The sequence below is a fragment of the Bradyrhizobium sp. 153 genome (assembly GCF_023073835.1).
GTDB lineage: Bacteria > Pseudomonadota > Alphaproteobacteria > Rhizobiales > Xanthobacteraceae > Bradyrhizobium.
Genome location: NZ_JADPKH010000009.1, coordinates 49,939 through 66,265, shown reverse-complemented (window position 1 = coordinate 66,265; position 16,327 = coordinate 49,939). Strand labels below are relative to the sequence as shown.

Here is a 16,327-nt window from a genome sequence, read left to right as displayed (position 1 = left end):
AATCTCGCCACAGACGGAACGTAAGGCGGATGCGATTTCTTAATCCAGAGATCGCAATTTGACATTTGACCGACACCAGCGGACTGGCAGTTCGACCGAGGATGGCATGAAAAACCGATCGACGACGGCGCAATCCACCAGGGCGGTGCGGCGTCAGGGGCCTGCCGGGATCATTGCGCTTGCGACGCTGGCCATGTTTGCGGCGGTGGCGCCGGTGACGGCTGCCAAGCAAGCCCGTCAGCCGGTCGAGGCGGTGGCGCCGCGCGTAGCCGGCGAGCCGATCATGGCGATCGTGTCGATCAAGAGCCAGCAGGTCACCTTCTACGATTCCGACGGCTGGATCCTGCGCGCGCCGGTGTCGACCGGCACCACGGGACGCGAGACGCCGGCGGGCGTCTTTGCCATCATCGAGAAGGACAAGGACCACCGCTCGACCATGTATGACGATGCCTGGATGCCGCACATGCAGCGCATCACCTGGAATGGCATCGCGCTGCACGGCGGGCCGCTGCCCGGCTATGCCGCCTCACATGGCTGCGTGCGCATGCCGTTCGGCTTTGCCGAGAATCTGTTCGACAAGACGTATATCGGGATGCGCGTGATCATCTCGCCGGACGATACGGTCCCGACCCAGTTCTCCCACCCTTCGCTTTTCATGCCGAAGCGGGAGGCCATTGCGGCGGCGCCGAGCCGTGCCGACAAGCTCTCCGCCGAGGCGGAGGAGGCCACCAGGGCCGCCGACGAGGCCAAGAAGGCCGCATCGGCAGCCGCAAAAGAAGCCGCTTCGCTGCCGGCGGGGCTGCGCAAGCTGGAACAGCAGAAGGCTCGCGCCGACGCCGAGCTCGCTTTCGCCGACAAGATGCTCGCGAACGCAAAGACCGATCAGGCCCGGACCAAGGCCGAGGAGCTGAAGCAGAAGGCCGCCGCCAAGGCTGCGGATGCAGCGACGCAGCTCGATGCCGCAAAGGCCGCGGCGCAGCCGAAGCGCGAGGCCGTCGCCGCCACCAAGGAGGCCGCCAAGGTCGCGGCGGCCAGGAAAGCCGACGCCGTGAAGGCGGCGACCGATGCAAAGCTCGCGCTCGAGCCGGTCTCGGTCTACATCAGTCGTGCGACGCAGAAGCTGTACGTGCGGCGAAACACCCACAAGCCGGCACCCGATGGCGGCGGCGAGGTATTCGACACCAGGATCGAGGTCCCCGTCACGATCCGCAATCCAGACCAGCCGCTCGGCACGCATATCTTCACGGCGATGGCGAGGACCGATACGGGCCTGCGCTGGAGCGTGGTCACGATCGAAAACGGCGACGAGGCGAGGGCCGCGCTCGACCGGATCACCATCCCGCAGGACGTGCTCGATCGTATCGCGCCGACCGCGTTGCCGCGCTCCTCGATCATCATCTCGGACGAGCCGCTGAGCAGCGAGACCAACTATCGCACCGAGTTCGTCGCGGTGCTGAGCAATCAGCCGCAGGGCGGCTTCATCACCCGCAAGCCGACCGCGCCTGCCATGATCGCGAGCGATGACGGCTGGGACAATGGCGGCAACGGCTTCGGCTTCTTCTTTCAGCGCGATCCGTACGTGCAACCGGTCAATCCGCGCCGGAGAGGCCAGTATCAGTATTACCAATCGACGCAGCCGGTGCAGCGAGGCTTTTGGTAGGGACGCCGAGATCGCCTGCGGCGCAGGCTTACAGCCGCGCCGTGATCACCAGAGCCTGAATCTTGGCTTCGACCGGTCCGGAGCCATGGCGCATCCGGATCGCCTCAGTGACCGCGTCAGTCGCAGCTTGAAGGTCGCCACCGCTTCTTGCCTCGATCTCGCCGCGCAGCGGCGTGCCCTGGCAGTAGGCGATCGCCACGTATTCCGCCGTTGGCGCGCGGCTGATTGCGGATCGCGTTTCGATCGAGACGCTGCCAAAACCTGCCCGTTCGAGATCGGCCCTGATGATCGCATGGTCGAAATAGCCGTGCGGTGTCCGGGCCATGAAACGCGGCGGATCATCGGGAAACAGCTTGGCCAAGGCGATCGTTGTATCGTGGGCGAACACGTTGTCCTCGATGCGGTCCCAGACGTTGAAGAGGAACGTGCCGCTCGGCTTCAAAACGCGCTTTGCTTCGGAATAGCCCTTGACGCGATCCGGAAAGAACATGGCGCCGAACTGGCAGCAGACCACGTCGAATTCGGCGTCGCCGAACGCAAGAGCCAACGCATCCGCCTGGCGCCAGACAATGCGAGCATCGTCTGCCTGACGCTGCGCTGCAACCGCGAGCATCGGCTCGTTGAGATCGGTCGCAACATAGCGGACGCTGCGTGGCAGCGCCGCCGCCACGGCGCGCGTCACCGCGCCGGTACCGGCCGCGATCTCGAGCAATACGGAAGGCGAGAGCGCGGCGACGCGTCTTGCGATGTCATCGGCATAGGCGGCGAAGATCATCGGGACGAGATATTCGTCGTAGAGTTTTGGGACGGAGCCGGCGAAAACCTTGTCGGTGTCGGTCATGCTTGCCTCGCTGAAGGTTCAGACGCGAGATCAAGCTACCATGGACCGCTAGCTCACCGCGCCAGCAAAGATGCGAGCCAGGCCGGTTTCCGCATCGGGCGCGCTCCAGGCGATGTCGGCCAAGCCGGCCATCCGTTCTACGATTTCGCGCCGCCGCTGCGGGCCGCACCGCGCAGACGCCCGCGGTCGATAGCGGGTTGAGCGGGATGCAAGGCGCCCAGCGTCCTATCGTGCGTACGATCGCGCGCGACAGATTAGATGATCGAGCGAGATGTAACCGGGCCCGTAAGCCATGAGGGCGAGTGCCATGGCCGTCCAGGTGAGGTGAATCGGCCAGCCGTCGGGCACGGTGAGCTCGACGATGACGGTCATGCACAATAATCCGAGCGCAGCGAACCGTGTGCCGAGACCCAGCACCAGCAGGATTGGAAACATGATCTCGCCACATCCCGACAGGAAGGCCATTACCGCCGGCGCAGGAAAGTGATAGGGCCCGCCGGGCAGGTGCAGCATGAACTCGTCGCTGAACAGCGTCACCGCGGTGTCGTTGAGCCTGAGGAAGCCGTCCCACTTGAGAATGCCCGAGCTCCAGAAGGGAACGGCGAGCGCCGCGCGCAGCACGAGCTGAACGAGCGAGGGCGCGGCAATCGTCCGTATCAGAGAGTTGGCCTTGTCGAGCAGCAACCCAAGTGATGGCAGGGCGCTTCCCGCAGTCATGCGTTGATCGGTGATCATCATGCGTCTCCGAGAGCAAGCGAAGTGAATGCGCCAGCCTCGATCAGGCCGGTGATGTTGGAAGCGAGATCGAAATCGGGGCATGCATCCAGCGCCGACGCGGCGGCCCCGCGAAGTGGCTCGCCCGACGCAAGACGTTCGGCAAACACTGCGCCGCCGGGCGGAAGGCGCCGCACCATAACGTCGAATTCGGGCCGGGTGATCAGCGCGTCTTCCGGCGTCGACGCGTCAATGCGCCCGACCGGTGCGTCGTCGCGGTTGGCGGCAAAGATCGTCACTGCCGAGAAGGACGAGCGCACGATGCGCAGCGCCGGATGCGCGATGAAGACGAGATCGGCCAACCGTTCCGAGGCGAAGGCCGCCAGCGCAGCGGCCGATAACGGCGCGGCGTCCTGCGCATGGTAGGCATCGAGCCACGCCCGCTCGATGCGTGCAACATCCGCAAGCCAGGGCATTGTCTGCGCATACTCATAACGTGTGATGAAGTCGGCAAACTCGCGGCCATATTCGAACAGCAGCGGGGAAGTGGGCGGGCTGCTACGGATGTGGAAGCGCGCCATGGCACGGAAGAAATCAGGACCGGTGATGCGCTGCACCGCCGGATAGATCGCGGCGAGGGCATCGATCAGGCTCACCGTGACATTGTTGCGGTAGACGGCGTAGCGCTTGCCGGCGGCCTTGCCGTTCGGACCCGCCACGATCGCGGGCGCCGCCCGCGTGGGGTCCAGCAGTCCCGGCGTAAAGGCGGCGGCAAAGGACAGGTCCTGCTCAGGTGGCATGACGGTCTCTCGCAGTCGCAGTCTGATTGCAGCGATCGAGGATTGCCTGTGCGGCGGCGGCTTCCGCCTGCAGCACCGGCCAGTCCGGAATCTTGCTATCCCATTCGATCAGCGTCGGCACGCCACCGCGGCGCCGGATGACGATCTCGAATAGCTTCCAAACGGCATCTGCGACCGGGCCGTCATGGCTGTCGATCAGCAGCAGGTCGCCTTCGTCATCGGCCTGCTCTGCGTGGCCGGCGAGGTGGATCTCCCCGACGTGCGCCAGCGGAAATTCCGCGAGGTACTCAAGCGCGGAGAATCCGTGATTGGTCGCGGATACGAAGACGTTGTTGATGTCGAGCAGCAGCCCGCAGCCGGTGCGTTCGGCAATGGCGCGGATGAAATCGGTCTCGCTCATCGACGATTCGCGAAAGGCGACATAGGTCGACGGATTTTCCAATAGCAACGGACGGCGGATCGCGTCCTGCACCTGGTCGATGTGGTCGCAGACGCGAGCCAGCGTCGCTTCGGTGTAGGGCAGCGGCAGAAGATCGTTGAAGAAGCTGGTCTCATGCGTTGACCAGGCAAGGTGTTCGGAGACCAGCGCTGGTTGGTAGCGAGCTACCAAACCTCGGAAGCGGGCCAGATGCGCCTTATCGAGCGGCTGGGGTCCGCCGATCGACATGCAGACGCCGTGCAGCGACAGCGGATGGTCGCGGCGGATCGCCTCCAGCGCGCGATGCGGCGGGCCGCCCGCGCCCATATAGTTTTCGGCATGCACCTCGAAGAAGCCGCATTGCCGGCCCGTGCTCAGGATGGCCTGGAGGTGCTCGGGCTTGAAGCTCGTCCCGGCAACACCGCCGATGGGAGCGGAGTAGCGGAGTGGCACCGCAGACGCCTCGGGCACGATTGCCGTCGTCATGGTCTCCTCCGCTCTTCACTGTTGTCGTGGGCGCGACGCGGTGCATTAGACCGGCTTGAGCGAACCCTTCTTGCCGTTCGGCAGCTCGATGCTGGTGCAGGTGCCGCCCTGCACGAACTTCCAGGCGTTGCCCTGGAAATCGACGGTGGATGTGCCCTGGCAGGTCGTGCCCGGCCCCGCCGCGCAATCGTTCTGGCCCTTGAGCGCGACGCCGAAGCATTTTTCTTTTTTGGCGGCGACGGCCGCATCGGCCTCCGCCTTGGTCAGCGGACCGGCGGCCGCGAGGGTGGCGAGGGCGGTTGACGCCGCGCCGGCGAGAACGATCGACGTGACGACGTGCTTGGCAGACATCGGAGTTTCTCCTGTTCGAAATGGCATCGCCTGGCAGGCGAAAGCGCATAATCTCCTTCGCTCCGCGCGCAGCCCGCGTTACTAAGAAGCTGCTCACGAATCCGTGAGACCGCTTGGATCTGGCACACGAAGGCGCGCTTGGGTCAGGATTAGCGGGCAGGCGGCCGTTCAAATCCAATGCGTTGGCGCTATTGAGACATTAGCGGGAGAGCATTGGCCGCGTCGGATTGGACCGGCTAGAGGTAACGAACGACGGAAGCCAGCGAAGAGCAATGACAGGAACCGTGTCCGACCGAAGGGGAAACACCATGAACGTCGATCCAGGACGGCAGCTTCGGGCGATCGCCAGGCTAACGGTCAGCACGCCTGGCCGTCTCGGCCCTGGTCCCAACAAGTTCACCGGCGAAGCCGCGCGCGACCGCTGTCGGCAATATTCAGCCGCGGCGCCCGATGTCTCATGCCGTCCGGTTGCAGCGTTGACCGCGAAATAGCACGACGCAGAAGCGCGCGCCGCCAAACCGGTTGGCAAAGTCTGCCCAGCACGGGCATGATGCGGATATGAAAACCACGCTGCTCAAGCCCGAACACTACACCCGCTCGCCGTGGAAAAACGGCGGCGGCGTTTTCACCGACATCGTGGATGCCCATCGCGGTGATGCACCGGTGAAGGATTGGGACAGCCTGCTCTGGCGCTTTGCCAGTACGCCAATCGTTACGCCCGGTCCGTTCTCCTACATGCCCGGCATCGACCGCCTCCAGATGGTTGTGGGCGGGCGCGGGCTGGTGCTGAAGTCGCCTGCGCAGGAATTCGATGAACGAGAACCTTTCACGACCGTGCGGTTCGCCGGGGAGCTCGAGATCGTGACGAAGCTTGAGGCCGGTCCGGTCGAGGTCGTGAACCTGATGGCGCGGCGTGGTGCGGTCGAGATCGAGCTCGAAGCGCTCGGGCCGCCCGGCGATCGGTCGTTGTTTGCCGGCACGCATCTGGTTTACGCGGTTCGGGGCGATTGCAGCGTCCGTCTTGGCGGGGAGGGCTTCGCGATTCCCGATGGCGGCACGCTGAAGGTCGAACTCACCGAGCCGTCGAGCCTCGCGCTCGCATCGGGTCTGGCGGTGTTGGGGTCGATCCGGATCGTCGGTGAGATGGCGCCTCCCCAAACGGCGGCTGCGCACAAACCGGGCAACTGGCCAGGTTGACGCCGTCGCGCCGCAGCACGATATCTGCCCGATGCAGACCGCCGCTCAAAGGGGCAGGATATGGACGCGCCAGACATTCACGCCCCCGCCACGCAAGCCGACAAAGTCGTCGACTGGCTGACCAACGGCACGCGCGACGAGCGCTTCGTCGATAACATCTTTGCGCAGATGTGCGTCCGCCTCCAGCAGGCCGGCATCCCGCTCAAGCGGTCGACGCTTCACATCCTGATCCATCACCCGCAATGGCTGGGAGCGCGGATGATGTGGTCCGACGGGATGCGCGAGGCGGAGATTGCACTTGTCGACTACGACGTTCGTGAGCGCTCCGAATACATCGGCAGCGCCGCCAATGAGATCCTTGACGGCGCCGCCGAGGTGCGCGAGCGGCTGGAGCAGGATCGTTCGCTCGGCCGCAAGCACGCGCTCTACGACGAGATGCGGGCGCGAGGCCTGACCGATTATGTGGCCTGGCCGCTCTACCACACGCTCGGCAAGCGCCACCTCGTCACCTTCGCCACCGATCGTCCCGGGGGGTTCGACGATACGCATATCGCCGGCCTGAAGAAGCTGCTGCCGGTGTTGGCGCTGGTCAGCGAGATCCGCGTCAAGAACCGCCTGGCGCGCACGCTCCTCGAGACCTATGTCGGCCACCATGCCGGCGAGTTGATCCTGGCCGGCGCCACCAGGCGCGGTACCGGCACGACGGTGCGCGCCGCGATCATGATCTGCGACCTCAGAGATTTCACAAAGATCTCGGACAATTGGCCGCGCGATGACGTCATCGATCTCCTCAACGACTATTTCGACGCGATGTCCGAACCCATCGCACGGTATGGCGGCGAAATCCTCAAATTCATCGGCGACGGCTTGCTCGCCATCTTCCCGCTCAGCCAGCCCGACGCTTGCGCCAACCTGCTCCATGTCGTGACCGAAGCCCGCAAGGCCATGGCCGCCTTGAACGAGCGGAACAGTGCGACCAGCCGCGCGCCGCTCAATTACGGTATCGGCGTCCATGTCGGGGACGTCATGTACGGCAATATCGGTTCAACCAGCCGGCTCGATTTCACCGTGATCGGCCCCGCCGTCAACATGGCCTCGCGCTTGGAGGCGCTCACGAAGCAGCTCGGACGAACGGTGCTGCTGTCGCGCGCCTTCGCCGAACTGGTGGAGAAGGAGTTCGCGCTGGAGCATGTCGGCCAGCACGAGGTGCGCGGCTTCAGCGACCCGATCGAGCTGTTTGCGTATCAGGGGTGAGCGGCGCACGGCGCCGGCTGAATTCGACCCAGCGGCGCCTATTTGCGGTTCGAGCCGGAGTTCGGCATGGCCTGCTGACCGCCCTGGGTTTGCCTGGGGTCGTTGTCCCCTGGCCGGGTCGTTGACGACTTGGCCGGCGCGCTCGCGCCGCCGCTGTTGTTATCCGATGACGTATTGAGGCCCGAGGCGCCTGCTCCGGTCGTGCCGCCTGTGCCGGTCGAATCGATGCTCGACCCGGTCCTGGACGCACCCGCGCCGCCTTGCGCAAGCGCGATGGATTGAGACGCGAGCGCCGCAATGAGCCCTGCGATGACGAGTGCTTTCATGTCCGCTCCTTTGCGCAAAGCCAGGCAGCCCCGGCCCGGCGGTCCGGGGGCGGGGGTCGAGCCGAGGCCGCCATTTGCCGGAATTGTGGAACCCCGGCGGCAGGCCAATGCGTGGGAACGCCGGGCGTTCCTATTCCCGGTCGGCTGCGAAGCAATGCCGCTAGGCCGACCAGCGATCCTGCTCTTCCTGGTGAGCATGCTCGTTCAGGCGGTCGGCGATTTGGTCCGCAATCTGCTCCGACTCGGCCGAGGCGACGGGGTCGCCCTTGTGTGTCTTCAATTTGTCCTTGTCGGCTTCGATCGGGAAGTCGTCAGGGGTCAGTCCGGCTTCCTTGCTCATGGCGCGCCTCGCTGTGTCCAGAGTCCGGAAAACACGCGTGAAGGCTGATCGTTGCTATGAAGAAGAGAAGGCTCTTTTGACGGAGCAAAGTCAGGCGCCGCCAACTGCCCGGATGACGGTCCCGCTCCCGCCGCAGGTGGCGCAGGAAGCGCCGTCAATGCGCCCCTTGCCGTGACAATCCGGACAAACATCTTCGCCGGTCCCGGTCGTTCCCCGCGGGGCTTCGTCACCGGGATTGAGCGTTGGCTGCGTCTCCGTCTTTGCGCTTTGCACGTCGAAAGCCTTCGCCTTGGTCATCTGCACCTCCTCGAAAGGACTGCAACGCGCCTTGCCGCAGGAAGTGCCAATTGGCTGAAACCATGCGAGCCGGGACCTCGGAATATCTCTCCCCACCGGGAACAGCGCGATCGCATATGACAGCTGCGAGGCACGGAACGTGCTCGGCCTGCATGGTTGGCGACGCCCGCTGAGGGCCGGCTCCTTGCCATGCGGGTCCCAAGATTTGGCCGCAACCGAGACCTCATCCTGAGCGCCTGCCGCCGGGACGACGTCGATTTCGGAGCCCGCCGAACCTGTGAACGGCGAGCCCCGCAGGGCGGCAGCGTTAGTCTATTCGGACATTGATTGTCTGTACGGCCGATCGCTCACGCGGCGCGCCGGCCGGTGATTGCTACTTCTCGACAGCCCCCGACCAGTCCTTGAAGCCGCCGACGTTGTAGACCTTCTCGTACCCCATATCCTTCAACAGCTTCCCGGCCAGGGCCGATCTGCCGCCAGACGCGCAGTAGAGAATGACGGTCTTGCTCTTGTCGAACGCCTTGTCGTGATACGGCGACTCCGGATCGGCGCGAAACTCCAGCATCCCGCGCGAGACATTCACGGCGCCCGCGATCTTGCCGCTGGCGGCAACTTCCGGGGCATCGCGAACGTCCACCACAAGCGTGTCGCCGTTCTTGATCATCTCGGCCGCTTGGTCCGAGGTGATCTTGGGGACTGCCGCGTTCGCGGCTTCCAGCATTTGCTTGACGCTTGTTGACATCTTTTCTCTCTCCCTTGCTGTCCTGGCATGAGGATAGCACATCGATCTGTGCTTCGCCTGCTCCTGTCGGTGGACGTCGGCCCCATGGATTCCACCGCGCCGAACGATGGCAAAGCTCTATTGCCGATGCAGGATTGTACGAATAGGCTCCGTCCCGAAAGCGCTCAACGGTCCTCGATCGGCCGCACATTCATGCCCAAATTCCTTCGCATCGGAGTCCTTCAGTCGAACGTATCCGGATACACCTCCAAGGCCTGGTGCATTCGGCGGGTCGGCTCGGCGGTCTTTCTGAAATGGGGCGCCGTGGAGGTCAGTGGCGCCGGCGATGGGCGCAAGGTCTCCTGGTCGCGATCGCCGCAGGAGAAGACGATCCGTTGCGGCACGGCGCAGCGCGCGCAGGACTACGCCAAAGCAGCGATCGCTCGGCGCCGCAGCCATCGCTATGAGCCGCTGACCGGACCGATCGCGCTGCGGCGCCGGTCCGCGAACGGTGGCGCCGAGCTCAAGCAGGCGCTCGCCACCATCCTGATCGTCGATATCGTCGGCTCGACCGCGAAGGCTGCGAAGCTCGGCGATGCGCGTTGGACCAAGGTGATGGGCCATTATTACGCGGCCGTCCGCAAGGAATTGAAGAGCTCGCGCGGCAAGGAAGTCGTGACCACCGGCGACGGCGTGCTGGCGACGTTCAAGAAGCCCGCCGCCGGCGTCAATTGCGCGACCGCGATCCAGAAAGCCGTGCGCACGCTGGGCCTCGAGATCAGGGTCGGCTTGCACGCCGGCGAATACACCATCAGCGGCGGCGAGATGGTCGGCCTCGCCTTCCACATCGGCACCCGCGTCGCCGCTAAGGCGCGCGCCGGGGAGGTTTTGGTCTCGAGCGCGGTGAAGGAGCTGATGAAGACGCAATCTGCGATCAGCTTGAAGGATCACGGCGTGCACCGGCTGAAGGGTGTGCCGGAAAGGTGGAGGCTGTGGCGGGTGGAGGGGTGAAGGGACGTCTGGGCGGGGAGGCAGTTCGCCTCCGGTTTTCGAACCTGCCAATAAATTGAAATTTGGTGCACTGTCACCGTAATCGCCGCTTGAGCGATAGAAATCAGGTCAGACGGACACGGAAGAGCACTGACTTGGTGCGCACACCGAAATGCGGCAACGGGCGACCAAGCGTGCGCTTCTGGTGCAGTGGCTTGGCGAGCACCGACAAGCTCATAATTTGGGTGATGGGCGCGGCGGGACCCGAACCGGCAACCAGACCGTTAAGAGCGGCCAGGCGCGGGAGCGCGCAAAGGCCGAGCGCCGCGAGGGGGCGCCCGGCTAACGACCGTCGGACATGAGGAATGATCGCTCAGACTGGAACCGTCGCGGTTGCATTCTTGGCCGCCATGGCTGCAGGTCTCGCCGCCGCCGCGATGGCATCCGCCTTGAGCCGTACCAATTCGCCTGCGAGACACGGCCCGTGGCCGGATTGCCGCTTCGCGACCTGGCAATCGCCGAGGCGATTCCGGCCGCGGGCCCATCCGAACTCGCGCAGTCCTCGGCGAAACGCCTCCAGGGTGCGCCCGCCAACTGTGCCCCACGCGTCCTGAGGGGCGCGCACACTCATCGGCAGTGCAATGATCGGCTGCGACCTGGGTTTGATCTTGATCAAGTTCAGCAGCGTCGCCGCCACGATCATCGTTAGGACGCCACCGACGCTGAGCGTGATCTGCATCGCAAGCCCCTCCGATATGTCGAGCAACGCCAGGAGACTGACCAGCGTAAGCAGAACGCCGAGGCAGAAGATTGGCAACGAGTTCTTGCCACAGAGGATGGCGCCGCGCATCACCGCAGTCGTCAATGCTTGTCGATTGGGTGGCACGAGCCATACCGCTACAACCGCAAGAGCCAAGAAATGCAATAGACGCAACGGATCGAGATTCGATTTGTCTACCGGATAAGCCAACTTCGTCAGCCCCTGCGGGATCAACGCTTCCAGCGGCTTGATTCTCCAGCTCAATGCGATGACGAGGCTGACGACCAGATAGAGAATGGCAGGCGCAAGCGCCATGCGTGACGTTAGCCAGGGGCGCACTCTTTCGCCCTCGATTATCACCCACGCGCCAAGCACCACCAGCAGCTGCCAGGCCAGTGGATTGAAAGCCCAGTGGCCGTTCGGCCACGCCGGCAAGGACCAGCCGAACATATGCACCAGCGCATAAAGCGCCAGCGAGGCGCCCAGCGTCAGGTTCGGCAGTCGGAGCAGCAACCACAGCAACGGCGCGAACAAGAGGTGGAGAAGCACGAAGATCGGCAACACGTCGGTATTGACCGGGCGGTATTGCAGAATTGCCGCGTGCGCGAGCGTCGCGCCAGGCTGGTCCAGCAGAATGCGCGTATTGCTCTCGTCAGCAAGGCGTTCCACGCCAGCGATGTGGACTAGGATGGCGCAGGCGAGCGTGAGCAGAAGAAATGCGATATAGATGTCCCAGCTTCGCCGCAGCGTGCGGCGGATCACGCTGGTCCATCCCTCGCAGCTCCATACCTTGCCGTAGGCCAGTGCGCAGGTGACGCCCGAAACGAACATGAACACTTCCGCGGCATCGCTGAAGCCGTAGTTCCGCAGCGTCAGCCAGCTTCCAATGTTATGGGGGACATGATCAAGAAAGATGCACCAGAGCGCGATGCCGCGGCAGGCGTCAATGCGCAGGTCGCGGCCGTTGGCTTTCAGCTCCGGCAGCGCGGCCGCCGATGGCTTCGGGGTGGCGGTTCGGTCATGCATTGGCTTGCCTCGTCCAGCGTGCGCGCACGCTTCAAGAGGAACGATCGACAGGAATCGAATCTGACAAAAAAGCGGCCTGCGGCGGCGGGTTCGTGACAGCGCAGCAGTCCAGCGTTGCTTCACACCGACCGGGCCACGACAGCAATTGAGACAATGGCCGCGCTGAGCAAAAAGCTGGTGGAGAAGCTGACTGTCGACATCATCGTTCAAGTGGCGCAGTGTGTAAACCGGTCGGAGGTCGGTACAGAGAGGTGCCTAGGTCCTATGACCAAGGTACCGTCCGGGCCGCGGCATCTATTTGACGCCGGTGAGACACGTGATGAGCAATCCATCGCTCGCATGGACGAAGGACCAGTGAGCTTCGCGCTTCGTGTAGTTCGCGCTGCTTACGATGTGTGCCGATTGCAACCATAGCACACAGCAGCCCGCGGCTCCTACTTTGAGTGCGGGCGGCGAACCGCTGGACCAGAGATAGAAGATGGACGGTTTCGAAGCTGGGTGTATGATTTTTCATTGATCTCCGGGCGTCAGAAGACGGAGAGCATTTTTATGAAGGTACTTATTGTTGACGATCACACATTGATTCGCGAGGCGTTGCACGCTGTCCTGAAGGAGTTGAAGCGAGAAGCCGTGATATTGGAAGCATCGAGCAGTCGAGAGGCCATGCACATCGTCGAGGAGCATCCCGATATCAGCCTCATTTTGCTCGATATCAATTTGCCTGACCGCGACGGCTTCTCTGTCCTTTGCGAACTGCGCCAGCGCTATGCGACGATTGCTATCGTCATTCTCTCGTCCTCCGATGATCAGGATACGGTCAGGCGCGCTTTCAAACTTGGCGCGCTGGGTTTCATCCCGAAGACCACGGAACGTGAAGTGATGCTCAACGCCATTGAGTTGGTGTTCTCCGGCGGAGTTTACATTCCCTCCAAGATTCTGGAGGAAACAGCGGGTCCGCGGTTCGCAGATAAACCTTTGGCTCGCGACTCGCTCAAGGGACTCGGGCTGACCGATCGTCAGATCGACGTACTGGCGCTCCTGATGAAAGGAAAAAGCAACAAGGTCATTGCCAGGACGCTCAATATGGCAGTGCCGACGGTGAAGAACCACATCACGTTCGTTCTCAAGGCACTCGGCGTGGCGACGCGCACCGAGGCCGTCATAAAAGTCGGAAAAATGGGCTGGGAATGGCCGCCGAAATCCGAATCATGAAACTGCCCCCGTGCCTCTTTCACCATCATGATTCCTAAGGAGCTCATGCATGACAGCGCGGAGCCGCATCGGGTCGACGGGCTTGTGCAGCAAAATGTATCCTCTGTCCCTAGCGTCCCGCAGAGGTTCAGCTGCGGTATCGCCGCTGATGAGAATGGCGGGAATTGACGAGCCAAACGCTGCATTGATTTGTTCAATAGCCCGGATTCCGGTCTTCCCGCTTGCGAGATGATAGTCCGAGATGATGAGATCGGGGCGTTGTGCGCGCTCGGCAAGCCGGACCAGTGCAGCTTCGTCGGATCCAGCGGCAAGAACCGAATATCCCCATTTGCTAAGCAATCCGCCCGTTCCCTCCTGCACGATCGGAGTATCGGCAATAACCAGAATTGCCTTGCCGTCGGCGGCCAAGGCTCCGGGGTAGGGTAAGTCGGCGGGCGCCGCCGACCTGACGCATTGATCGACTCTCGGAACTAGGATCGCAAATCGCGAACCTCGGCCCACCGTCGAAGCCAGGTCGATTTGATGGTTGAGAAGCAGGCGAAGCTTGTCGACGATCGCGAGGCCGAGGCCGAGTCCGCCGGACCGGTTCTGTTCTGAGGTCGGAACTTGAAAGAACTCGCTAAAGATATTCTGCTTTTGGTCCTCGGGAATGCCGGGACCGGTATCGCATACTTCGATACGCAACATATCACCGCGCCGGCGACATCCGACCAGGATTCCGCCCTGCGACGTATAGCGCACCGCATTTGATACAAGATTCAGCATGATGCGTTCGAGCAGCATCGCGTCGCTTCGGACCCAGGCGTCACTTGGCCTGACGCGTAGCCGCAGACCTTTCTTTTGCGTCGCCTGGTCAAACGCCGTCTCGAGTTTTTGCAACAGGCGCGCGATCGGGAACTCGGTGATTTTGGGGGTAAGCATCCCGGCATCGAGCCTGGAAATGTCCAGGAGCGAATTGAACATTTCATCCATTTCCTTGCGGGTTGCGTCGACCCGTTCGATCGTTCTTGTCCTTTCCTCCGGCTTGAGCGGCGTGCGCAGCTGGGCGACGAACAAGCCCAAAGCATGTAAAGGCTGCCGCAAATCATGGCTTGCCATGGCGAGAAAGCGCGACTTCGCTGTGTTGGCGAGCTCCAGTTCCTGCGTGCGCTCTGCGACCTTCTGCTCGAGTTCGACGTGCGCGCGGCGCAGGTTTCCTTCCGCGTTCTTGCGGACTTCGACATCCGCGCTCAGCAGCAAGCTTGGAACAGTTATACTGATCAAGAACATCAACACCAGCAGGAATGACGCATTGCGATCTGGCGTCGCAAAGGGGCCGCCGCCCGTGTGCGTTGCCCAAATCGTAAGGCCCGCAAGCACGAGGGCAACCGTTGCGGTATCGCGTGGACCGCGACGCAGGGCCGCCCATAGCATGGGCAGGATCGCCAGAAAGCCGAGTGGATCTCGGCCGGGCGTCTGCTCGATCAGGGGGCTGAAAGCAATGAGGCCAACAGCCGCCGCTGTCGCGAGGACCCCGGCCGTTTCCAAAAAATCGTGCCGGTTGAAGGCATGATGTTGGTTTGATGCCCACAGCACGATAACGGGGGTAATGACCAGTGCGCCGGTCACGTCTCCCAGCCACCAGGTGATCCACGCGTCCGCGAAATTCTTCGGCTCGATGTACCCGAAGAGTGCCAGGCTGCTCAGTCCAATGCTGGCGCTGATCGGTGTCGCGATCACGACGCAGATCAGGGTAAACTTTGCAACAGAATCTGGCGTTGAAAACGTCTCACACCCGCCTGACCACCGCTTAATGAGATACGCGCCGGCAACCGCTTCGAGCGAGTTGCCTGTTGCAATCGCAAATGCGGTGGCAACGGAGCCGGCCGTCGTCGCATTGGCGATCATCGCCGCCGCAAAAATTGCGGGCCAAGTTCGATATCCCCACAACAGCACCGCCGCCAGCGCGACACCTGTCGGCGGCCAAATTGGCGTTGCGCTGGGATGGATAGAGGCGAGGGCAAGGCCGCCCTTTGCCGAGGCGAGATAGATCGCTCCGATCACGACCAGACCCCCGACGTAGCTGAGGCCGCGGTATGCATCCATGTCGGAAGCTGCTGATCGTTGATCGGACATGGTCGGCGTCCGGACTAGGCAATTGGATTGTTCACATGACTGACTGTTGATCTCTTGGCCGAAAATCAAAGATCGCTAGCTCGATACGGCAGATGCGCTCAGATCGAAATGATCACCGCAGTCTGATGGCGACCAAGAGACGGCGCGTGCGATGGAGGAGCATCCGGCCGACTTGCGGTCAATCCGTGCGGATCGCCTCAGTACCAATGGGAGACGAACAGCCGCCGTTGCGCCCGGAGAAGTTCGCGCCGTCTCGTGTTCACCCGAGCTTTCGGGGGAGGCATCGTACGACGAAGACAGGCTCTCCGAAAGGGCAGGATTTGGATCCGGACCAAGCCGCTGTGTGCGACCAGGGGGCCTATCTCTCGTTGGAATCTCGGGACCAAACCACTTGCACGATAGGTGCTGTGGCGGACCGGAAGCGCAAGCTTGACTCGAGAATAGAAGCATCCCATGACCGATGAGATGCTGAGTCCGTTTGGGTCGGCGGTGGCTTTTGCGATGAGCGGCGCAATTCTCCTTTGGTCGAACGATCGCCAATTCGAACTCGTCTTTGAGGCGATCGTGTCCCCGACTTTGTATTTCCTGGCGACGAAGAACTACACCGGCGGCTCTTACAGCGGTACGTAAGGGACGACATTGACCTGGTGGGCCATTCGATAGAACAGGCTCTCAACGATGTTGCCCCGGTTCGTGCGATAGAGCCGCAGGATCTACACTCAAGAAGGAGAGCCGGCGCCGGACCCGGATCTGGAGCGGTAGTTGGTCGCCGTTGAAGCAAAACAACGAGTAGCTACACAGGCAATTTGTGGTGCCGCC

General features: G+C 62.8%; 18 protein-coding genes. 7 read left to right on the top strand and 11 right to left on the bottom strand.

From position 1 onward, the window contains the following. The first annotated feature begins 106 nt into the window (after positions 1–106). Positions 107–1,660: a L,D-transpeptidase gene (locus IVA91_RS02165; RefSeq protein WP_247280818.1), complete on the top strand. Its 1,554-nt coding sequence runs from the start codon at positions 107–109 to the stop codon at positions 1,658–1,660. 28 nt (positions 1,661–1,688) lie between these two features. Here the strand turns inward: IVA91_RS02165 and IVA91_RS02160 are convergent, their stop codons facing one another. The 5 genes from IVA91_RS02160 to IVA91_RS02140 form a co-directional block, all read right to left on the bottom strand. Then, entirely contained in the window at positions 1,689–2,501 is an 813-nt protein-coding gene (locus IVA91_RS02160; protein WP_247280817.1) for a class I SAM-dependent methyltransferase, read from the bottom strand. A gap of 225 nt (positions 2,502–2,726) precedes the next feature. Then, positions 2,727–3,236, bottom strand: coding sequence for a DoxX family protein (locus IVA91_RS02155; protein WP_247458309.1), 510 nt, complete (start codon positions 3,234–3,236; stop codon positions 2,727–2,729). Further along, complete coding sequence (locus IVA91_RS02150; RefSeq protein ID WP_247280816.1) at positions 3,236–4,015, bottom strand: DNA-binding domain-containing protein; 780 nt, start codon at positions 4,013–4,015, stop codon at positions 3,236–3,238. Before IVA91_RS02150 ends, IVA91_RS02155 begins: the two co-directional genes overlap by 1 nt. Then, positions 4,005–4,919, bottom strand: a complete 915-nt coding sequence (locus IVA91_RS02145) for a DUF692 domain-containing protein (RefSeq protein WP_247458303.1) — start codon at positions 4,917–4,919, stop codon at positions 4,005–4,007. Before IVA91_RS02145 ends, IVA91_RS02150 begins: the two co-directional genes overlap by 11 nt. 45 nt (positions 4,920–4,964) lie before the next feature. Then, the gene (locus IVA91_RS02140) at positions 4,965–5,270 is read right to left on the bottom strand and encodes a DUF2282 domain-containing protein (RefSeq protein WP_247280814.1); all 306 of its coding nucleotides are present in this window, start codon (positions 5,268–5,270) and stop codon (positions 4,965–4,967) included. A 308-nt stretch (positions 5,271–5,578) separates the two neighbouring features. On the opposite strand from IVA91_RS02140, the gene IVA91_RS02135 reads away from it, so the two are divergent. The 3 genes from IVA91_RS02135 (at position 5,579) to IVA91_RS02125 (ending at position 7,721) form a co-directional block, all read left to right on the top strand. Beyond that, positions 5,579–5,761, top strand: a complete 183-nt coding sequence (locus IVA91_RS02135) for a hypothetical protein (RefSeq protein ID WP_247416072.1) — start codon at positions 5,579–5,581, stop codon at positions 5,759–5,761. A gap of 67 nt (positions 5,762–5,828) precedes the next feature. Then, positions 5,829–6,467, top strand: a complete 639-nt coding sequence (locus IVA91_RS02130; RefSeq protein ID WP_247280813.1) for a HutD family protein — start codon at positions 5,829–5,831, stop codon at positions 6,465–6,467. Positions 6,468–6,527: 60 nt separating this feature from the next. Then, entirely contained in the window at positions 6,528–7,721 is a 1,194-nt protein-coding gene (locus IVA91_RS02125) for an adenylate/guanylate cyclase domain-containing protein (protein ID WP_247280812.1), read from the top strand. Positions 7,722–7,759: 38 nt separating this feature from the next. Here the strand turns inward: IVA91_RS02125 and IVA91_RS02120 are convergent, their stop codons facing one another. The 4 genes from IVA91_RS02120 to IVA91_RS02105 all read right to left on the bottom strand — a co-directional run bounded on the left by IVA91_RS02120 (position 7,760) and on the right by IVA91_RS02105 (position 9,426). Further along, a complete protein-coding gene (locus IVA91_RS02120; protein WP_247280811.1) occupies positions 7,760–8,047 on the bottom strand; it encodes a hypothetical protein in 288 nt (95 codons plus the stop codon). 160 nt (positions 8,048–8,207) lie between these two features. Then, on the bottom strand, positions 8,208–8,387 hold the full coding sequence (locus tag IVA91_RS02115) for a hypothetical protein (protein ID WP_247280810.1): 180 nt from the start codon (positions 8,385–8,387) through the stop codon (positions 8,208–8,210). Between the two features lie 90 nt (positions 8,388–8,477). After that, the gene (locus IVA91_RS02110) at positions 8,478–8,684 is read right to left on the bottom strand and encodes a hypothetical protein (protein WP_247280809.1); all 207 of its coding nucleotides are present in this window, start codon (positions 8,682–8,684) and stop codon (positions 8,478–8,480) included. 373 nt (positions 8,685–9,057) lie between these two features. After that, positions 9,058–9,426, bottom strand: coding sequence for a rhodanese-like domain-containing protein (locus IVA91_RS02105; protein ID WP_247280808.1), 369 nt, complete (start codon positions 9,424–9,426; stop codon positions 9,058–9,060). 192 nt (positions 9,427–9,618) lie between these two features. Between IVA91_RS02105 and IVA91_RS02100 the strand changes: the two genes are divergently transcribed. Continuing rightward, entirely contained in the window at positions 9,619–10,416 is a 798-nt protein-coding gene (locus tag IVA91_RS02100; protein WP_247280807.1) for an adenylate/guanylate cyclase domain-containing protein, read from the top strand. 352 nt (positions 10,417–10,768) lie between these two features. Here IVA91_RS02100 and IVA91_RS02095 read toward each other — a convergent pair whose 3' ends face one another. Then, positions 10,769–12,391 (bottom strand): OpgC domain-containing protein, encoded by a 1,623-nt coding sequence (locus tag IVA91_RS02095; RefSeq protein ID WP_247449012.1) that lies wholly within the window; start codon positions 12,389–12,391, stop codon positions 10,769–10,771. Between the two features lie 339 nt (positions 12,392–12,730). On the opposite strand from IVA91_RS02095, the gene IVA91_RS02090 reads away from it, so the two are divergent. Then, positions 12,731–13,393: a response regulator transcription factor gene (locus IVA91_RS02090; protein ID WP_247280805.1), complete on the top strand. Its 663-nt coding sequence runs from the start codon at positions 12,731–12,733 to the stop codon at positions 13,391–13,393. On the opposite strand, the gene IVA91_RS02085 is transcribed toward IVA91_RS02090, so the two are convergent. Continuing rightward, positions 13,388–15,478 carry an MASE1 domain-containing protein gene (locus IVA91_RS02085; protein WP_247458300.1) on the bottom strand — a complete coding sequence of 697 codons (2,091 nt, stop codon included), beginning with the start codon at positions 15,476–15,478 and terminating at the stop codon, positions 13,388–13,390. The genes IVA91_RS02090 and IVA91_RS02085 overlap by 6 nt on opposite strands. Before the next feature lie 483 nt (positions 15,479–15,961). Here IVA91_RS02085 and IVA91_RS02080 point away from each other — a divergent pair, with 483 nt between their 5' ends. After that, a complete protein-coding gene (locus IVA91_RS02080; protein ID WP_247280803.1) occupies positions 15,962–16,138 on the top strand; it encodes a hypothetical protein in 177 nt (58 codons plus the stop codon). The last annotated feature ends 189 nt before the right edge of the window (positions 16,139–16,327 follow it).

What these genes read in the sequence shown, in the direction of transcription:
- IVA91_RS02165 (WP_247280818.1), top strand. Translation starts at nt 107, where the DNA reads ATGAAAAACCGATCGACGACGGCGCAATCCACCAGGGCGGTGCGGCGT.
- IVA91_RS02160 (WP_247280817.1), bottom strand. Translation starts at nt 2,501, where the DNA reads ATGACCGACACCGACAAGGTTTTCGCCGGCTCCGTCCCAAAACTCTAC.
- IVA91_RS02155 (WP_247458309.1), bottom strand. Translation starts at nt 3,236, where the DNA reads ATGATCACCGATCAACGCATGACTGCGGGAAGCGCCCTGCCATCACTT.
- IVA91_RS02150 (WP_247280816.1), bottom strand. Translation starts at nt 4,015, where the DNA reads ATGCCACCTGAGCAGGACCTGTCCTTTGCCGCCGCCTTTACGCCGGGA.
- IVA91_RS02145 (WP_247458303.1), bottom strand. Translation starts at nt 4,919, where the DNA reads ATGACGACGGCAATCGTGCCCGAGGCGTCTGCGGTGCCACTCCGCTAC.
- IVA91_RS02140 (WP_247280814.1), bottom strand. Translation starts at nt 5,270, where the DNA reads ATGTCTGCCAAGCACGTCGTCACGTCGATCGTTCTCGCCGGCGCGGCG.
- IVA91_RS02135 (WP_247416072.1), top strand. Translation starts at nt 5,579, where the DNA reads ATGAACGTCGATCCAGGACGGCAGCTTCGGGCGATCGCCAGGCTAACG.
- IVA91_RS02130 (WP_247280813.1), top strand. Translation starts at nt 5,829, where the DNA reads ATGAAAACCACGCTGCTCAAGCCCGAACACTACACCCGCTCGCCGTGG.
- IVA91_RS02125 (WP_247280812.1), top strand. Translation starts at nt 6,528, where the DNA reads ATGGACGCGCCAGACATTCACGCCCCCGCCACGCAAGCCGACAAAGTC.
- IVA91_RS02120 (WP_247280811.1), bottom strand. Translation starts at nt 8,047, where the DNA reads ATGAAAGCACTCGTCATCGCAGGGCTCATTGCGGCGCTCGCGTCTCAA.
- IVA91_RS02115 (WP_247280810.1), bottom strand. Translation starts at nt 8,387, where the DNA reads ATGAGCAAGGAAGCCGGACTGACCCCTGACGACTTCCCGATCGAAGCC.
- IVA91_RS02110 (WP_247280809.1), bottom strand. Translation starts at nt 8,684, where the DNA reads ATGACCAAGGCGAAGGCTTTCGACGTGCAAAGCGCAAAGACGGAGACG.
- IVA91_RS02105 (WP_247280808.1), bottom strand. Translation starts at nt 9,426, where the DNA reads ATGTCAACAAGCGTCAAGCAAATGCTGGAAGCCGCGAACGCGGCAGTC.
- IVA91_RS02100 (WP_247280807.1), top strand. Translation starts at nt 9,619, where the DNA reads ATGCCCAAATTCCTTCGCATCGGAGTCCTTCAGTCGAACGTATCCGGA.
- IVA91_RS02090 (WP_247280805.1), top strand. Translation starts at nt 12,731, where the DNA reads ATGAAGGTACTTATTGTTGACGATCACACATTGATTCGCGAGGCGTTG.
- IVA91_RS02085 (WP_247458300.1), bottom strand. Translation starts at nt 15,478, where the DNA reads ATGGATGCATACCGCGGCCTCAGCTACGTCGGGGGTCTGGTCGTGATC.
- IVA91_RS02080 (WP_247280803.1), top strand. Translation starts at nt 15,962, where the DNA reads ATGACCGATGAGATGCTGAGTCCGTTTGGGTCGGCGGTGGCTTTTGCG.